Source organism: Protofrankia sp. Cas8, assembly GCF_963555845.1.
Lineage (GTDB): Bacteria > Actinomycetota > Actinomycetes > Frankiales > Frankiaceae > Protofrankia.
The window spans coordinates 6,404-22,058 of the sequence record NZ_CAUVXI010000010.1; the positions used below are offsets into that span (position 1 = coordinate 6,404).

At 67.4% G+C, this 15,655-nt stretch carries 15 protein-coding genes; 9 read left to right on the forward strand and 6 right to left on the reverse strand.

Features of this window, described 5'->3' with window-relative positions; all coding sequences use genetic code 11:
* From U9977_RS03340 to U9977_RS03360, 5 genes are all read right to left on the reverse strand, one after another.
* The coding region (locus U9977_RS03340) for a cysteine--tRNA ligase (protein WP_322747669.1) at positions 1-1,304 on the reverse strand (1,304 nt) is incomplete at its 3' end.
* Positions 1,305-1,519: 215 nt separating this feature from the next.
* The gene (locus U9977_RS03345; RefSeq protein ID WP_322747670.1) at positions 1,520-1,915 is read right to left on the reverse strand and encodes a PPOX class F420-dependent oxidoreductase; all 396 of its coding nucleotides are present in this window, start codon (positions 1,913-1,915) and stop codon (positions 1,520-1,522) included.
* 133 nt (positions 1,916-2,048) lie between these two features.
* On the reverse strand, positions 2,049-2,549 hold the full coding sequence (gene ispF, locus U9977_RS03350; protein WP_322747671.1) for a 2-C-methyl-D-erythritol 2,4-cyclodiphosphate synthase: 501 nt from the start codon (positions 2,547-2,549) through the stop codon (positions 2,049-2,051).
* Positions 2,550-2,629: 80 nt separating this feature from the next.
* Positions 2,630-3,316 (reverse strand): 2-C-methyl-D-erythritol 4-phosphate cytidylyltransferase, encoded by a 687-nt coding sequence (gene ispD / locus U9977_RS03355; RefSeq protein WP_322747672.1) that lies wholly within the window; start codon positions 3,314-3,316, stop codon positions 2,630-2,632.
* 57 nt (positions 3,317-3,373) lie between these two features.
* On the reverse strand, positions 3,374-3,856 hold the full coding sequence (locus U9977_RS03360) for a CarD family transcriptional regulator (protein WP_131749102.1): 483 nt from the start codon (positions 3,854-3,856) through the stop codon (positions 3,374-3,376).
* A 359-nt stretch (positions 3,857-4,215) separates the two neighbouring features.
* On the opposite strand from U9977_RS03360, the gene U9977_RS03365 reads away from it, so the two are divergent.
* From U9977_RS03365 to U9977_RS03400, 8 genes are all read left to right on the forward strand, one after another.
* Entirely contained in the window at positions 4,216-5,046 is an 831-nt protein-coding gene (locus tag U9977_RS03365) for a hypothetical protein (RefSeq protein WP_322747673.1), read from the forward strand.
* A 211-nt stretch (positions 5,047-5,257) separates the two neighbouring features.
* Positions 5,258-5,905 (forward strand): hypothetical protein, encoded by a 648-nt coding sequence (locus U9977_RS03370; RefSeq protein ID WP_322747674.1) that lies wholly within the window; start codon positions 5,258-5,260, stop codon positions 5,903-5,905.
* Positions 5,906-6,027: 122 nt separating this feature from the next.
* The gene (radA, locus tag U9977_RS03375; RefSeq protein WP_322747675.1) at positions 6,028-7,476 is read left to right on the forward strand and encodes a DNA repair protein RadA; all 1,449 of its coding nucleotides are present in this window, start codon (positions 6,028-6,030) and stop codon (positions 7,474-7,476) included.
* Positions 7,477-7,584: 108 nt separating this feature from the next.
* Positions 7,585-8,664, forward strand: a complete 1,080-nt coding sequence (gene disA / locus U9977_RS03380) for a DNA integrity scanning diadenylate cyclase DisA (RefSeq protein WP_322747676.1) — start codon at positions 7,585-7,587, stop codon at positions 8,662-8,664.
* Positions 8,665-8,695: 31 nt separating this feature from the next.
* A complete protein-coding gene (locus U9977_RS03385; protein WP_322747677.1) occupies positions 8,696-9,586 on the forward strand; it encodes an A/G-specific adenine glycosylase in 891 nt (296 codons plus the stop codon).
* 305 nt (positions 9,587-9,891) lie between these two features.
* Complete coding sequence (locus U9977_RS03390) at positions 9,892-10,182, forward strand: hypothetical protein (protein WP_322747678.1); 291 nt, start codon at positions 9,892-9,894, stop codon at positions 10,180-10,182.
* Between the two features lie 76 nt (positions 10,183-10,258).
* On the forward strand, positions 10,259-11,662 hold the full coding sequence (gene proS / locus U9977_RS03395) for a proline--tRNA ligase (protein WP_322747679.1): 1,404 nt from the start codon (positions 10,259-10,261) through the stop codon (positions 11,660-11,662).
* A gap of 209 nt (positions 11,663-11,871) precedes the next feature.
* Positions 11,872-12,486 (forward strand): DUF3618 domain-containing protein, encoded by a 615-nt coding sequence (locus U9977_RS03400; protein ID WP_322747680.1) that lies wholly within the window; start codon positions 11,872-11,874, stop codon positions 12,484-12,486.
* Between the two features lie 39 nt (positions 12,487-12,525).
* On the opposite strand, the gene U9977_RS03405 is transcribed toward U9977_RS03400, so the two are convergent.
* Entirely contained in the window at positions 12,526-14,052 is a 1,527-nt protein-coding gene (locus U9977_RS03405) for a GGDEF domain-containing protein (protein WP_322747681.1), read from the reverse strand.
* Between the two features lie 1,268 nt (positions 14,053-15,320).
* Between U9977_RS03405 and U9977_RS03410 the strand changes: the two genes are divergently transcribed.
* On the forward strand, positions 15,321-15,655 hold a 335-nt coding region (locus tag U9977_RS03410), incomplete at its 3' end, for a protein kinase domain-containing protein (protein WP_416210461.1).

The following is a 15,655-nucleotide window of genomic DNA, read 5'->3' on the forward strand; positions in this document are numbered from 1 at the left end:
CCGAACAGGGCCGCCAGCGCCCGGGAGACCGCGAGGTCGTCGTCAAGAGCGGCTGCGAAGGCACACCAGGCCTGGGCGGGGCTTGCGATCGTGAGCACGTCCACCGGGCCGGCCCCGGTGACCGCGTCAGTGCCCGACACATCCCGAAGATCGAGTGCTTTAAGTGTTTCGAGTGTTTCGAGTGTTCCGGCCGTTTCAGCCGCAAGCGCCGCAGCCTCGTCCGGCCCCCCCAGGATGTCCAGGGCGTTGCGGACGAACGTCTCGATCCGGTCGTGGGCCGCGGCCGACTCGACCAGCCCCTCCGGGCTGTATTCCAGGGACGAACGATAGTGCGCGCCAAGGAGGTGGTAACGCAGTACCTGCGGTCTGACCTCGTCGAGTGCATCGGCGACCAGAAACGAGTTGCCCAGCGACTTCGACATCTTGGTGCCGCCGGTGGTCAGCAGACCGACATGCATCCAGTAGCGGGCCATCTCAGCCGCGCCTCCCGCAGCGGACAGCCTGGCTGCATCCGTCGCAGCTCGATCCGTCCCGGCTGGGTCCACGGCACCTGGATCCACAGCACCTGGATCCATGGCGCAGACCGACTGGGCACGTTCGTTCTCGTGGTGTGGGAACACGAGGTCAAGGCCACCACCGTGGATATCGAAGATCTCGCCGAGATACTTGCCCGCCATGGCGGAGCACTCGATATGCCAGCCTGGACGGCCGCGTCCCCAGGGCGACTCCCAGAACGGCTCACCCGGCTTCGCGCCTTTCCACAGCGCGAAGTCACGAGGGTCGGCCTTTCCCGGTTCACCCTCCGCTGACGCCTGCATGGCATCCGGACGCTGGTTTGACAACTCTCCATAACCCGCGAAGCGGCCGACCCGGAACCACACCGACCCGCCACCGGCGTAGGCGCAGCCGACATCCACCAACCTGGCGATGAGCGTGATCATCTCCGGGATATGACCGGTCGCCCGTGGCTGGATGGTCGCCGGCAGCACGCCGAGAGCACGGTATGCGTCATCGAAGGCCCGGGTCTGGCGGGTGGCCAGCTCCCACACGCTCTCGCCGGCCCGGTTCGCGTTAATTATGATCTTGTCGTCGATGTCGGTGACATTCTGAACGAAGGTCACATCAAGCCCGGACGCGGTGAACCAGCGGCGCAGGACGTCGAACGCGACCGCGGTACGCACATGCCCGACATGTGGCGCGGACTGGACGGTGGGCCCACAGACGTACACGCCCACATGACCGGGGCGCAGCGGCTCGAAGGGCCGCGTGCGCCGGGTGCGCGTGTCGTAGATGTGGAGTCCCATCTGTCAAGCGTACGGTGCGGTCCCCGCTCGCACGCCCACGCCCCGCGCCAACAGCTCCGTTCGGTTCCGCGAACAACCCACAAGTCCGACGGGGAATATTCCGGGCAAATCGAACTCCGCCGATGCAGCACCGGCCAGCACCGGCCAGCACCGGCCAGCACCGGCCAGCACCGGCCAGCACCGGCCAGCACCGGCCAGCACCGGCCAGATCGACGCTAGGCGGTGGTGAACACCCGCTCGGGGGTCACGCGGATGACCACCCGCACCGCATCCGGCCCGTCCCACTGGTAGGTCTCGTCACCGGTGTACTGCACCGCGAGAGCATCGATCAACTCACGACCCCCCTCCTCGGTCAGGGTCGCCCGGCCACGGATCTCGACATAACCGTAGGGATCCCGCTGATCGAGAAACATGATTCCCACCCGTGGATCGCGGGCGATGTCACGTTCCTTGGCTCGACCCCGCACCGTTGACAACAACAGATCATCGCCATCACGCGCGATCCACAACACCGTCATTCGCGGAGATCCGTCCGGGCGGATCGTGGCGAGCGTCACGTAGGTCGCGGCGTCCGCGAGATCCTTGACCTTTTCGGGTAGATACACCGACATCAGGCTCCTCCGCCGGGTCCTGTCGCTTTCTCACCTTCTCATCCGCGGTGACCGCCGCCAGTCATCATGCCAAGCAGGCAAGACGGACCGCACGGATGAGACGTCCCACCGGACCGCCGGACACGTCCACCGATCAGCGCTGGGCGACCAGCGCGGTGGCGATGGCAGCGAGGCCTTCTCCCCGCCCGGTGAGCCCGAGGCCGTCGGTGGTGGTGGCGGACACGCTCACCGGCGCGCCGACCGCGGTGCTCAGGGCTTCCTGGGCCTCGGCACGCCGCAGCGCCATCCGCGGCCGGTTACCCACGATCTGCACGGCGACATTCCCGATCGCCCAGCCCGCCTCGCCCAGCAGCCTCGCCGTCTCGGTGAGCAGGGCAACGCCTGACGCCCCAGACCATTCCGGCCGCCCGGTACCGAAGATCGAGCCGAGATCACCCAAGCCCGAGGCGGTCAGCAACGCGTCACAGGACGCATGAGCCGCGACATCACCGTCCGAATGCCCGGCGAGGCCGGTTTCGCCGGGCCAGAAAATACCTGCCACCCAGCATGGGCGGCCGGCTGCGAACGGGTGGACGTCCACACCGACACCCACTCGGGGAAATCCGGCCAGGGACAGCTTCCTCACCTCGCACATTCACGTTGGCATGGTGATACGGCGCGCTGTCTGCGACACCGCACCGTGGTCAGTCAGTCGGGCAGAGCAGCCGGGCGCTCTTAGTCGCGACGCGCCAGCAACGCTTCGGCAAGGAGAAGATCAACCGGTCGAGTCACCTTGAAGGCCTCCGGCGCACCGGGAACAGTCATCACGGGGACGCCGAGCGCTTCGACCAGCCCCGCGTCATCGGTGATCGCCACACCGTCAGCGGACATCCCGCCGAGCCGGTAGGCCTCGTCGAGCACATCCCTGCGGAAGCCCTGCGGCGTCTGCACGGCGCGCAGAACATCACGGGAAACCGTCCGCACGACCCTGCCCACGTCATCGACCTGCTTGATCGTGTCGTTGATCGCGAGCACCGGGATCACCGCCGGTGCTCCGCCCAGCACCGCGGCGGCGACCGCATCGACAAGCGCGGGGGGTGTCAACGGGCGGGCCGCGTCGTGGACCAGAACAACCCCCACCGTCTCATCAAGGACGGCGATTGCCGCCCGAACGGAATCGATGCGCTCCGCGCCGCCAGCTATCACCCGCACGCCGGGCCCGAGCAATGCCGCAAATGTTTCCAGCTCTGTGGCCGGAGCTGCGACAACCACCTGGTCCACCAAAGTCGCAGACGTCAACAAATCGACGGCATGCTGGACGAGTGAACGTCCGGCCAGCGCACGAAGTGCCTTGGGTACGGACCCACCAAGACGTTCGCCGCGGCCGGCTGCCGGAACGACCGCGGCTACACGGTCAGACATGTGCACAGGTCTCAAACAAACCGGGCACGTCTGGATATCCGCGCTACCTGCTGCCGACTAACCCGCCAGGACCTCATCGAGCATGGCTTCGGCCTTGTCCTCATTTGTGCCTTCCGCGAGTGCGAGCTCACTGACCAGGATCTGCCGCGCCTTGCTCAGCATGCGCTTCTCGCCCGCGGACAGCCCCCTTTCGCGATCACGACGCCAGAGGTCGCGAACCACCTCGGCGACCTTGTTCACATCGCCGGAGGCGAGCTTCTCAAGATTCGCCTTGTACCGCCGTGACCAGTTGGTCGGCTCCTCGGTGTGCGGAGCCCGTAGAACCTCGAATACGCGCTCGAGACCATCCTGACCGACTACATCACGGACGCCGACCATCGCGACGTTGTCCGCTGGGACGCGCACAGTCAGGTCACCCTGAGCGACCTTAAGTACAAGATAGAGCTTTTCCTCGCCCTTGATGACGCGTGTTTCAATCGCGTCGATGAGCGCAGCACCGTGATGTGGGTAAACAACGGTCTCGCCGACTTGGAACGCCATGTGTCAAGTGCCCCTTCCGCCTTCACCAGAGTAACACGCATGCATCGACCCAGGTCAGACGCATGCTTGTAAGGCAGGCCGCGATCGGCCCGCCAACACGCCTCGGTGACGTGTCGCCGGTGGGTCGGCGACGCTCCGGACCAGGCGAAACGGGCAAAGGCCGCCGACACGAGCAGCCTGCCCGGATGTCCTTCTGTGCCCCTCGCTACCCCCATGGCACCGATGATCAACATGGACCTCTGGCACGGTCGTGGTGTCGTGGCGGCCGGATGCCTCCGTTTCACCACGTCCCAGCCATGACTTCGCCTAGCTTCCTATACCACCCGGCAGATAGGCCGTCCATCGGCCACGATGGAGGGGTGCACCTCACACCGCCGCCGCCCGCCTCCGGGGACGACGACGGCAACGGGCCCAGCCACGACGACCATCGTTCCCACCCCCGCAACGGACCTCACGACGACATCCCGCCGATCAACATCAAGATCCCCGACGACATCAGTGAACTGGCCGAGGATGTCGCCATTTACCACGCCGAGCTGCGGTCTCGCCAGCGCCGGGAGCTCCTGAGCAAGATTGTTCCCGGTCTGCGTCGGATGCCGGCCGGCCCGGCGGACCGGCCGTCGGCCCGGTCGCGCCCCGTCCCCGGCGTGATCATCGCCGTACTTCTGATAATCATCAGCGCGCTCGGCGCCATGGTGCCGCTCATCCTGACGCACCCGCGTCCGGTCACATCCAACGGTCCGCTTCCGCTCGCATCCACGACCGCCCGGCCGGGCACTGTCGGCGGCCTGCTGCCCGACCTCCCGCTCAGCGCCACGCGCGGGTCGCGCGCCACAACGGACCTTCGGCCGGCGCTGATCGTGCTGCTCCCAGGATCCTGCGACTGCGCGAGAGCGGTACACGAAATCGTGGGCCAGGCCAACGAGGGCATCCCGGTACCCACCTATCTGGTCACCCCGGGAGCTGACAATCCGTTGTTGAATGATCTCACCCGCTCGCCGGCGGCTGCGGGGGGGCTTGCCGTCGGCTACGGCGACCCGGACGGATCCCTCGCCCGTCTGGTCAACGCGGATCCCCAGCGGCCGACGCTGCTCCTCATCGCCGCGGACGGCCGGCTCGTGCAGCCGCCTCGCGGCTTCGCTCCCGGCGACCGGTTGGAGGGCTGGCTCAGCGCCGTTCCGCTCCGCTGACCCGCCATCGGTATCTGATCATCGCCGCGTGACCGTCGTTCATCTCGCGCGCTCGGCGGCCGCTGGCCGACTAGGCTGTGCCCCGCGGTCGAACCCGTCGGGTGCGCGAGTCCCCGAAAGGGGTCGGCCGCGCGCCGTCCGCCGGTCCGGCGGCGGATCAACCAGTACCGACGCGACGACCGTCGATACCGTACCGAGGAGCAGCCGAGCCGTGAGCCACCGTCCGGGTGTGCGTACCGCGACCGCCTCGCTGTTCGCCAGCGCATCGCTGATTGCCACGATCACACTCTCATCGTGTGCAGCAGGTAATGACGCGGTGACGGCACAAACGCGCACGACGACGAACTCAGCCGCCGGTGCCGTCGGCACCATCTCGCTGCGTAACGTCTATGTGGCCGGGCCTGCGACCTCGGGCGGAAAAGCCCAGATCATATCCGCGTTCTTCAACGGCGGAACCCAGGACGACGAGATCATCGGAGTCGCGTCGCCGGCTGCGGACGGCGGCCAGACCCCGAAAAGTGCGGTCCTCCAAGCAGGCGGCCGCAACCTCTACATCGCCGACGGCAATGCTCCCGTACTGACCGGGCTGAACCGTGACCTCGCTGTCGGGCAGGCGATTCCGGTCACGTTCACCTTCGCCAAGGCGGGAAGCGTCACCCTCGCCGTCCCGGTGGAACCACCCGCTCCGGGAGCCTCCGCGGACCCCGCGACATCGGGCTCGACGCCGCCTGGGCAGCAGGTGAACGCCACCGCGACCAGCAGTGCGACCCCGAGCAGCAGCGCCACCCTGAGCAGGAGTGTCACCGCGACCAGCAGTCCGGCCGCTGGCGTGTCGCGCCCGGCCGGCTCCGCCGGCTGACCTCCGCCAGCTGATGTCGGCCGGCGGGCATCGTCAGCTGCCCGACATCGTCGGGTGAGTGACAAGGCAGGCCAGCCACTGCCCCATGGTTGTTGTCGGACCGTCCCGATACGGTGCGGGCCATGTCATCACGGCCTCCCGTTCCCCGCCCGAACGCACCGGGCCTGTCCGGTTCCCGCGCGGCGTCGGTTGGTTTCCGGTGCAGTGGGTGCGGCGCCGAGTCGGTGAAATGGGTGGGACGCTGCCCGCGCTGCAACACCTGGGGGACGATCGAGGCCCAGGTGCCCGCCGGCCGCTCGACCCACCGGGCCGGCGCGCGGGGCCTCGCCCGGGCGAGCGCGGCGGTCACGGCCCCCGCGTGCCCGATGTCGGCGGTTGACATCACCACGGCCCGCAGCCGTCCTACCGGGGTCACCGAACTCGACCGGGTGCTCGGTGGCGGGCTCGTTCCCGGGGCGGTCGTCCTGCTGGCCGGCGAGCCGGGTGTCGGCAAGTCGACGTTGCTGCTTGAGGTCGCCGCGCGTAGTGCCGCGTCAGGCGCCCGGGCGCTCGTGGTCACCGGCGAGGAGTCGACCGCTCAGGTCAGGCTACGAGCCGGGCGAACGGGGGCAGTGCACGCCGATCTGTGGGTCGCCGCGGAGACCGATCTGGAGGCCCTGCTCACCCATGTCGACGAGGTTCGTCCAGAGCTGTTGGTGGTTGACTCGGTACAGACCATCACCACCGCCACCGCAGACGGAGCGGCCGGCGGAGTCACCCAGGTCCGTGAGGTCACCGCGGCCCTGATCCGCGCGGCAAAGGCGCTGAACATGGCCTGTGTGATCGTCGGCCACGTGACCAAGGACGGCACGGTCGCCGGACCGCGGCTGCTGGAACACCTTGTCGACGTCGTTCTGCACTTTGAAGGTGAGCGGCATTCGTCGCTGCGCCTGGTCCGGGCGAGCAAGAACCGTTTCGGCCCCTCCGACGAGGTCGGCTGCTTCGAGATGGGCGACGGCGGCATCCGTGGGATCGCGGATCCCAGTGGGCTGTTCCTGTCCCGCTGGCACGACGGTGGGCCGACGGAGGGCGTCGCGGGCACCTGTGTGACGGTCACGGTCGAGGGCCGCCGACCGCTGGTCGCCGAGGTGCAGGCGCTGGTGGCAACGTCCACGGCGACCGTGCCGCGACGAGCCGTGTCCGGGCTCGACTCGGCCCGGGTCGCGATGATTCTTGCTGTGGTCGAGCGCCGCGGTCGACTTCAACTTGGCAGATCGGACGTATACGCGGCTACCGTCGGTGGGGTCCGGCTCGCCGAGCCGGCCGCCGATCTCGCCGTCGCGCTGGCCACGATCAGCAGCGTTGAGGACCGTCCCATTCCGGCGAACCTCGTCGCCGTCGGCGAGGTAGGTCTGGCCGGCGAGGTCCGGTCGGTGGGTGCGGTCCGCAGGCGCCTGACGGCCGCGTCCCGTCTGGGTTTCCGCTGGGCGCTCGTGCCTCCCGAGGCGGGTCCGGCGCCCGAGGGCATGACGACGATCGAAGTGTGCGACCTGAACAGTGCAATACGGCATATGTACGGCGGTAATGAGTGAAAATTACGGCAGGTAAAAGTATGGCTACAACATCACGGGGGCAGCATGGCAAAGCAGCCCACCCGATACCATCACGATGGCGGAACGCCGAGATACAGAGGGAGCCAGATGGCAGGACCACCCGGGGATGACATCTTCCGGGCGACACTGGCCGCTGTCGCCCCAGGGACCCCATTCCGGGATGGCCTCGAGCGCATCCTTCGCGGCCATACCGGCGGCCTGATCGTCCTCGGCCACGACAAGGCGGTCGAAGGCATCTGCACCGGCGGATTCGAACTGGACGTCGAGTTCTCCGCCACCCGACTGCGGGAACTCGCGAAGATGGACGGCGCGATCGTCCTGTCGTCCGACCTACAGCGAATCGTCCGGGCCGCCGTCCACCTGGTGCCCGACCCGACCATCTTCACCGACGAGTCCGGTACCCGGCACCGCACGGCCGAACGAGTGGCCAAGCAGAGCGGATACCCGGTGATCTCGGTCAGCCAGTCGATGCGGATCATCGCGCTGTACGTGGCAGGTCTGCGCTACGTTCTTGATGACTCGGCCGCCATCCTGTCCCGGGCCAACCAGGCGCTGGCGACGCTGGAACGGTACAAGATGCGCCTGGACGAGGTCGCTGGCACACTGTCGGCACTGGAGATCGAAGACCTCGTCACCGTCCGTGACGCAATTTTGGTGAGCCAACGGCTGGAGATGGTTCGGCGGATCGCGGACGAGATCGAAGGCTACGTGGTCGAACTCGGTACCGACGGCCGGTTGTTGTCCCTCCAGCTCGAGGAACTGATGGCGGGAGTCGAGACCGAACGGGAACTCGCCGTCCGCGACTATCTGCCCTCAGGGGGTAAGACAGCCACCGCCGCCGAAATCCTCGCCCGGCTCTCCGGGATGTCATCGACCGATCTGCTGGATCTAACCGTGCTCGCCCGCGCACTCGGCTTCCCCGGGGGCGCGGATGTGCTCGACAGCCAGGTCAGCCCCCGTGGTTACCGGATGCTGGCCAAGGTGCCACGACTGCCCCGAATGGTCGTGGACCGACTCGTCGACCACTTCGGCACCTTGCAGAAACTGCTGGCAGCCGGCGTGGACGACCTGCAGACCGTCGAGGGTATCGGCGCCGCACGCGCCAGGGCCGTACGCGAGGGGCTGTCCCGGCTCGCCGAGTCCAGCATCCTCGAACGCTATGTGTGAACCGCGTGGGTGAACCGCATGTATGAACCGCATGGGTGAACCGCCCGCACTCGCCGACGCCGTCCTCGACTGGTACGAGGTCTGCGCCCGGGATCTCCCGTGGCGAGACCCGCGGGTGAGCCCGTGGGCGGTGCTCGTCAGCGAGATCATGCTGCAGCAGACGCCGGTCAACCGGGTTCTGCCCGTGTGGCAGGAATGGACCGACCGCTGGCCCACCCCGGCCATGCTTGCCGCCGAGCCGGCCGGCGAGGCCGTACGGATGTGGGGGCGCCTTGGCTACCCAAGGCGGGCGCTGCGGCTGCACCAGACCGCAGTCGCCGTCACGCAACGCCACGGCGGAGCAATCCCCGGGGATGTGGACGAACTGCTGCGGCTACCGGGAGTCGGCACCTATACAGCCCGCGCCGTCGCAGCGTTCGCCTTTCGGCAGCGCCACGCGGTGATCGACGTCAATGTCCGGCGGTTTGTCAGCCGTGCGATCGATGGCCGCGACGACCAGCGGACGGCGACATCGCGTCGGGATCTGGAACGGGTCGAGTCACTGCTGCCCATGGATCCGCAGACCGCGGCCCGGGTCAGCGCGGCATTCATGGAACTCGGGGCGCTGGTCTGTGTCGCGCGGAGTCCCCACTGCGATGCCTGCCCGGTGACGGAGGATTGTGCGTGGCAGCGGGCGGGCCGCCCGCCCGCTGACGGCCCGCCCCGGCGCCCGCAGGGCTATGCCGGGACCGACCGCCAGGTACGTGGACGCCTGCTCACGGTCCTGCGCGAGGCACCCGGACCGGTACGCCACGAGCTCCTCGACGCAACGTGGGACGAGCCGGTGCAGCGCGGCCGGGCGCTGGAAGGCCTGCTTGCCGACGGTCTCGCCATGCTGGTCGCGCCGGGTGTCTACGCGCTGCCCGGGCATCGCGCGATCTGACGATCGTCACGCGCGATCATGGACCTGCCAGCCTGCTGACAAAAACCTGAAAGAGCACCTGACAGCCATATACCGCAGGGTGCCAAAAGTGACCCCACATACCCCTGGATCACGCCACCCTCCGAGTATTTGCTATAAAGCAATATCGATGGCGTCATGCATCCGACAACACGACTGTCCGACCGGTGAGAAAAGGAACCAAAGCGACAACGCGGAACACCTGTGCACGACTCGTGGAAGGACCACAAAGTCGGCTGCACGCACATCGATCCGAGTTGCTACGTTCACACCGAGGAGGCCCGAAAATGGACACCGACGGCGACCTTGTACCCGAACCCCGAGGCGTACCCGGCGCGGCACCGACCCCACTCGCCGAGGTGGTGACCGTCCGACACGGCCTGCTGGTCGAGCACGAACTCGTCCTTGCAGCCGGCGCCACCGCGGCCGATCTGACCTCCGCCATGATCGTGGTGCCACCGCGGGCAGCGCTGGTCAACTTCCACGGCGACGTCGACCTGTCGCTGGTCTTTCGCGAAGTACCGGGTGACGATGACAACACGCCAGGCCAGGCCAGGCCTGACGCCGACCCGAGCTGACCAGGGCGGTGCCCAGGTCGAGGCAGCGGCTGGCCTGGTGCTTCGACCCGGCACCGTCAGGCAATATCGTGGGTGGGTGGCCATACTTACTCCCCGCGGCGAGGACTTCCCCCGCTGGTACCAGGATGTGCTCGCCAAGGCGGAACTGGCCGACAACGGCCCGGTCCGCGGGACCATGGTCATCCGACCGTACGGCTACGCGATCTGGGAACGGATGCAGGCCGACGTGGACGCCCGGATCAAGGCGGCCGGAGCGGTCAACGCCTACTTTCCGTTGCTCATCCCCGAAAGCTACCTCCGCCGGGAGGCCCAGCACGTCGAGGGCTTCAGCCCCGAGCTCGCCGTCGTCACCCACGGCGGCGGCAAGGAGCTGGAAGAGCCCGTAGTGGTCCGGCCGACCAGCGAGACCGTCATCGGCGAGTACATGGCGAAGTGGACGCAGAGCTACCGGGACCTCCCACTGCTGCTCAACCAGTGGGCGAACGTCGTCCGGTGGGAGCTGCGCCCCCGGCTTTTCCTGCGCACGAGCGAGTTCCTCTGGCAGGAGGGGCACACCGCGCATGTCGACGAGGCGGACGCGGCCGCGTACGCCCGGCGCATCCACCTCGAGGTCTATCTGGACTTCATGACCTCGGTGCTCGCCCTGCCCGTGTTCATCGGCCGGAAGACCGCCAAGGAGCGGTTCGCCGGCGCCACCAACACCCTGACCCTCGAGGCGATGATGGGTGACGGCAAGGCGCTGCAGATGGCGACCAGCCACGAGCTCGGCCAGAACTTCGCCCGCGCGTTCGACATCGGCTTCCTGGGCGCCGACCGTGCGCAGCACCTGGCGTGGACGACGTCCTGGGGCTCCTCAACCCGCATGGTCGGCGGTCTGATCATGGCTCACGGGGACGACAACGGGCTGCGGATCCCCCCGCGGCTCGCGCCGACGCAGGTGCTCGTGCTGCCCGTCAAGGACGACCCTGCGCTCACCGAACGCGTTTCCCTGCTCGCCGACGGATTGCGGGCAGCCGGGCTGCGTTGTGGCGTGGACGCACGCCCTGGCCTGTCGTTCGGCCGGCGGGTCACCGACGCCGAGCTGAAGGGCATCCCGGTACGCGTGGAGCTCGGCCCGCGCGATCTCGCGGCCGGTGCTGTCACGCTCGCCCGCCGCGATACATCCGAGAAGATCGTCGTTCCACTCGACGATGTGATGACCAGGGTGCCGACGCTGTTGGACGAGATCCAGAACGCCATGTACGAAGCGGCGCTGGCGACCCGGGACGCTCGTACCCGCGACGTCACGACCGTCGACGAGGCGATCGAGGCGGCATCGGAAGGCTTCGCCCGCCTGCCATGGGCGGCCGTCGGTCCCGGCGGTGAGACGCGACTCGCCCAGGAGTCACTGACCGTGCGCTGCATCCAGCGGCCGGACGGCACCATTCCCGACCGCGACGACGAACCCGATCTCGTCTGCCTGGTCGCCCGCTCCTACTGATCCACCGACTGATCCACCGAGTCGATCCACCGAATTGATCAGCTGCGCTGATCCTCCGTGAGCGAACTGCCGGTTAGCCACGCCGTTCCCGGGTAATTCGAAGATCAGGCTTATCACAGGCGAGGGCCGCTCCGATGGGCGTCGATGCGATCGAAGATCTGTCGGACAGGTCGCGACCAGCCTGTGCCCGAAGATGCGGGAGGACGCTCGTGGCCGAGAATCCGGATTCGATCAAGACTGAGATTGACACAACCAGAACACGGCTCGCCGACGAGCTCGCCGCCCTGTCGGAGAAGGTACGCCCCGCGAAGGTCGCGGGGCGTACCGCCGAAGATGCCAGGATCGTCGCCGCCCACACGTGGGAGCGGGTGGCCACCGGCGCGGCAGGCGCTCGGGTGCGCCTGGCCGGGGCGACCGAGGACCTTGGCCCCAGGGCATCGGCAACTGCCCACAAGGCGTCGGCCACCGCTCACCGGGCGAAGGACACCGCGGGCCGGACCGTACACCGGGTCGGGCAGAATCCTCAGGTCGCTGGAACCGCCCAGCATGCCAGGGCCGCCGCCAGCCAGGCTGCGGCAAAAGTCGGCCACAATCCGCACGTGACCGCGACCGCCGAGAAGATGCGGGAATCCACCGAGCACACGGCGCGGACCGTGGCGACCGTGCGCCAGCGGGCCGACGACAACCCCCGCGCGACCCGTGCCGCCGTGGCAGCCGGCGTGGCGGGCATCGCGGTGACAGCCGCGCTGGTCGTCGTCTCCCGCAGAAGGTGCCGCGCCCAGCGATCACGCCCAGTGATCGCGCCCAGCGACACGGCGCTATGACAGCAGCATCACAGCTGACGACGGTAGCAGCTCGTGAGGTTACCAGCTCAGACCGGTAGCCTCACGGGCTCCGTCAGCAGCTGCCGTACCGGTAGGCGGGATCTCGGCGATCACCACTCGGTCCCGCCCACCTGCCTTCGCGGCGTACAGTGCGCGATCCGCCATGGCTACCAGCTCGGCCTGGGTCGAGACGTGGGTCGGGAAGGCACAGGCTCCCACCGACACGGTGGCGAAGATCATGGTGTCGACGTCCACGGCGATCGGGCTTTCCGCCACCCGGGCACGCAGCCGTTCGGCGAGCGCGCTCAGCTCGCTCAGGTCCACGTTGGACGCCAGGAGCGCGAACTCCTCGCCACCGTGGCGGGCAAGGACGTCGCCTGGTCGGGTCGCTGCGCGCAGCCGGGCGCCGATCTCGGCCAGGACCCGGTCGCCCGTGGGATGACCATGCTCATCATTGATCGACTTGAAGTGGTCGACATCAATGATGACCAGGCCCAGCGAACCTCCGCCACGACGCACCCGGGCGACCTCCACGGGCATCGCCGCCTCCAGGAAACGACGGGAGTAAAGACCGGTCAGCGAATCGATCATCGCTAGCCGGCGCTGGTCGGAGACGAGCACCGCCATTCGAGCGATCGTCAGCAGGAACATCAGTGCGCACGCCATGGCCATGACCGGAATGTCATGCGTGATCCCACGGGAATATTCGATCATCATCGTCACCGGTGCAGCCAGCGCGGCCGCCAGCAGCGCGACCAACCGAACACCCCCGAGGTCCTGCTCCGCCGCGGGCGCGGGTACGGCCAACCGGACCATCGTCGGATGAAGTGCCGCCGCACCCAGGGTCACGTTGGCGGCAAGCCACATCCCATCCAGGAAGTTTCCCGCCCGGTAAGTACCAGCGAGCTGCTCCAGTCCGTAGACGGTGTCCGCAACGGTGATCAGGCCAAGATTGCCCATAAGCAGGAAGCATGCCGGCGGCCGGCGGCCGGGCCCGAGAAACAGCCTCAGTCCGACCGCGAGCAGGGCAATATCCATTATTGGATATCCGACCAGGGTCGTAGCCTCGATCAGCCGGCCGGATCCACCGCGAACATAGGGCCCGATCAGGTACAGCCACGACAGCATGAGAGCGGCGACGGCCAGCGTACCGGCCTCCAGCAGGCCGGGCAGGTCACGCCCGGGAGTGCGATAGCGAATGAAAAGGACGAGACCGGCCAGTGCCAGCGGGTAGCGGGCCAGACCGAAAACGATGGAAAGGACGGGGACGTCCATGACACCAACGATGTCTCTCAGGTCGACTCCGACAACCTGGTGGGGCGAAAAAATGGCTGTTCCAGCGATCACGTACATAATCTGGCTGGCGGCCAGCAACAGCCAGGGCAGCCGCGGTGTGGGCCGGAACCAGCCGACGCCGACGAACACCGCCACCGCCGTACAGACGCTGACCAGAAAGTAGCTCACAACGCGCACCGCACGTCCGCCACCATGTGGCGGCACCAGATGGTAACCGACAATCAGACAGAACCCGAGTACCAGGTAAAGCAGCCATGACCGGCTTGCCACCAGCCGTCTAAATCCTTTTCCCGACCTCATCAGATCGTCCCGTTTTAGCCAGTCTCTCCATGCCGTGGAAGGCGCGGAAGGCGCGGAAAAAACCATTGGTGCGCCGTCTCCAGGAAGTCGGGTGGTACCCGGGACCAGTCGGTCCGCACGGTTCGGCTAGGTGTCGGAGTTCGTGTCATCTGGGCAGTGACCTTCGCGGCGATTCGGCCGTCTCCGGCCCGTCCCGGAGCGCGGAAGAATCATTCCGGGGACTCGACGCGCAGGCTCTGCCGCAATGGCGATAAAACGCGTTTATCACTGGACAACCGGTTCTCCCGAATATAGCCAGGTTTCCTGTGAACGTCCCGTGAGGGTCGACCCCACCATTTGATGATCTTCTGTGGCCGCCTCCGAACCGGGCCATCCCGTCCTCGCCACGATGCGTAACGGAAATCGGCTCTTCCTCATGTGTCCAGCACCCCCTTTGCCGACCGGCAGCCTGTCCCTGGTCGGCAGGCCCCCCGCCGACCAGGGACAACGGCCAGCACCGGCAAAGCGGTACGTGACCGACATCCCTTGTATCGAGTTGTACATCCATCTTCGGTCCCAGTGAAACAGTATGGGGGGGTGGTTTCCGCAATCGACATATGGGGCCGTATCCGCGCAACGGTCGCCGAGCGCGACCATGAGATCAGGGCGCTGCGCGCCGCTCTCGGCCCGCCATGGACACGGCGGTGGCACCGGCGACCGCCCTGGCCGCACAACCGCCACGACTGGACGAACATCGCCTGGGAACTCGGCATCCGGCGCAAAAGGACGGTCGGCAACCTCGTCCTGGACACCGACGGCAGCTCGGATGCGACCTGCGCGACACACCGGAGCCACCGCCTCCGACAAAGTGATCAGAAACACCACCGGCAACTGACAAGCCGCGAAGCCGATCCACAGCGGGCTCGTGCGCGAACTATCTTCCAGGGTTCCGATCCCGAAAACGGCCTTTTTGATCTACAAAGTTCGAAAAATCCCATGCGGGGGCTACCACGGCCCCGCCGCCGGTCCCCTGGTGCCATCTGACGCTCAATTCGATCACGATCGACCGACGCCTGAACAACCTTTTACCTATACACCTCAACCATCCGGCGACATACGGGTGTGATCGATCATACGTTTGTGTTCTGTGATCGGGTTGTTGCCTGCTCGAGAAAGTTGATGCGCCCACAGTCGCAAACCCCGCCGGGCTCGGTAGCGTGATCCCCGAGTGGGGTGCGAGTCGTAGGAGAGGAGCGGGCGTGCTGGCGCCGCTGACCGACGCTGATCCCCGAAAAGTCGGGAGGTACCGGCTCCAAGGACGACTGGGCGCCGGCGGGATGGGCACCGTCTATCTCGGCTTTGACGAGGATGGCCACCCAATGGCGGTGAAGGTCATCCGCCCGGAGCTGCTCGGTGACGCGGACTTCCGGAAACGGTTCCGCCGCGAAGTCGCGGCGGCGCGCCGGGTCCGCGGGAACTATGTGGCCGAGGTGCGTGACGCCGACGTCGACGCGGAACGCCCGTGGATGGCGACCGAGTACGTCGACGGTGTGAGCCTTGCCACGGCCGTGGCCGAACGCGGCCGGCTCGGCGG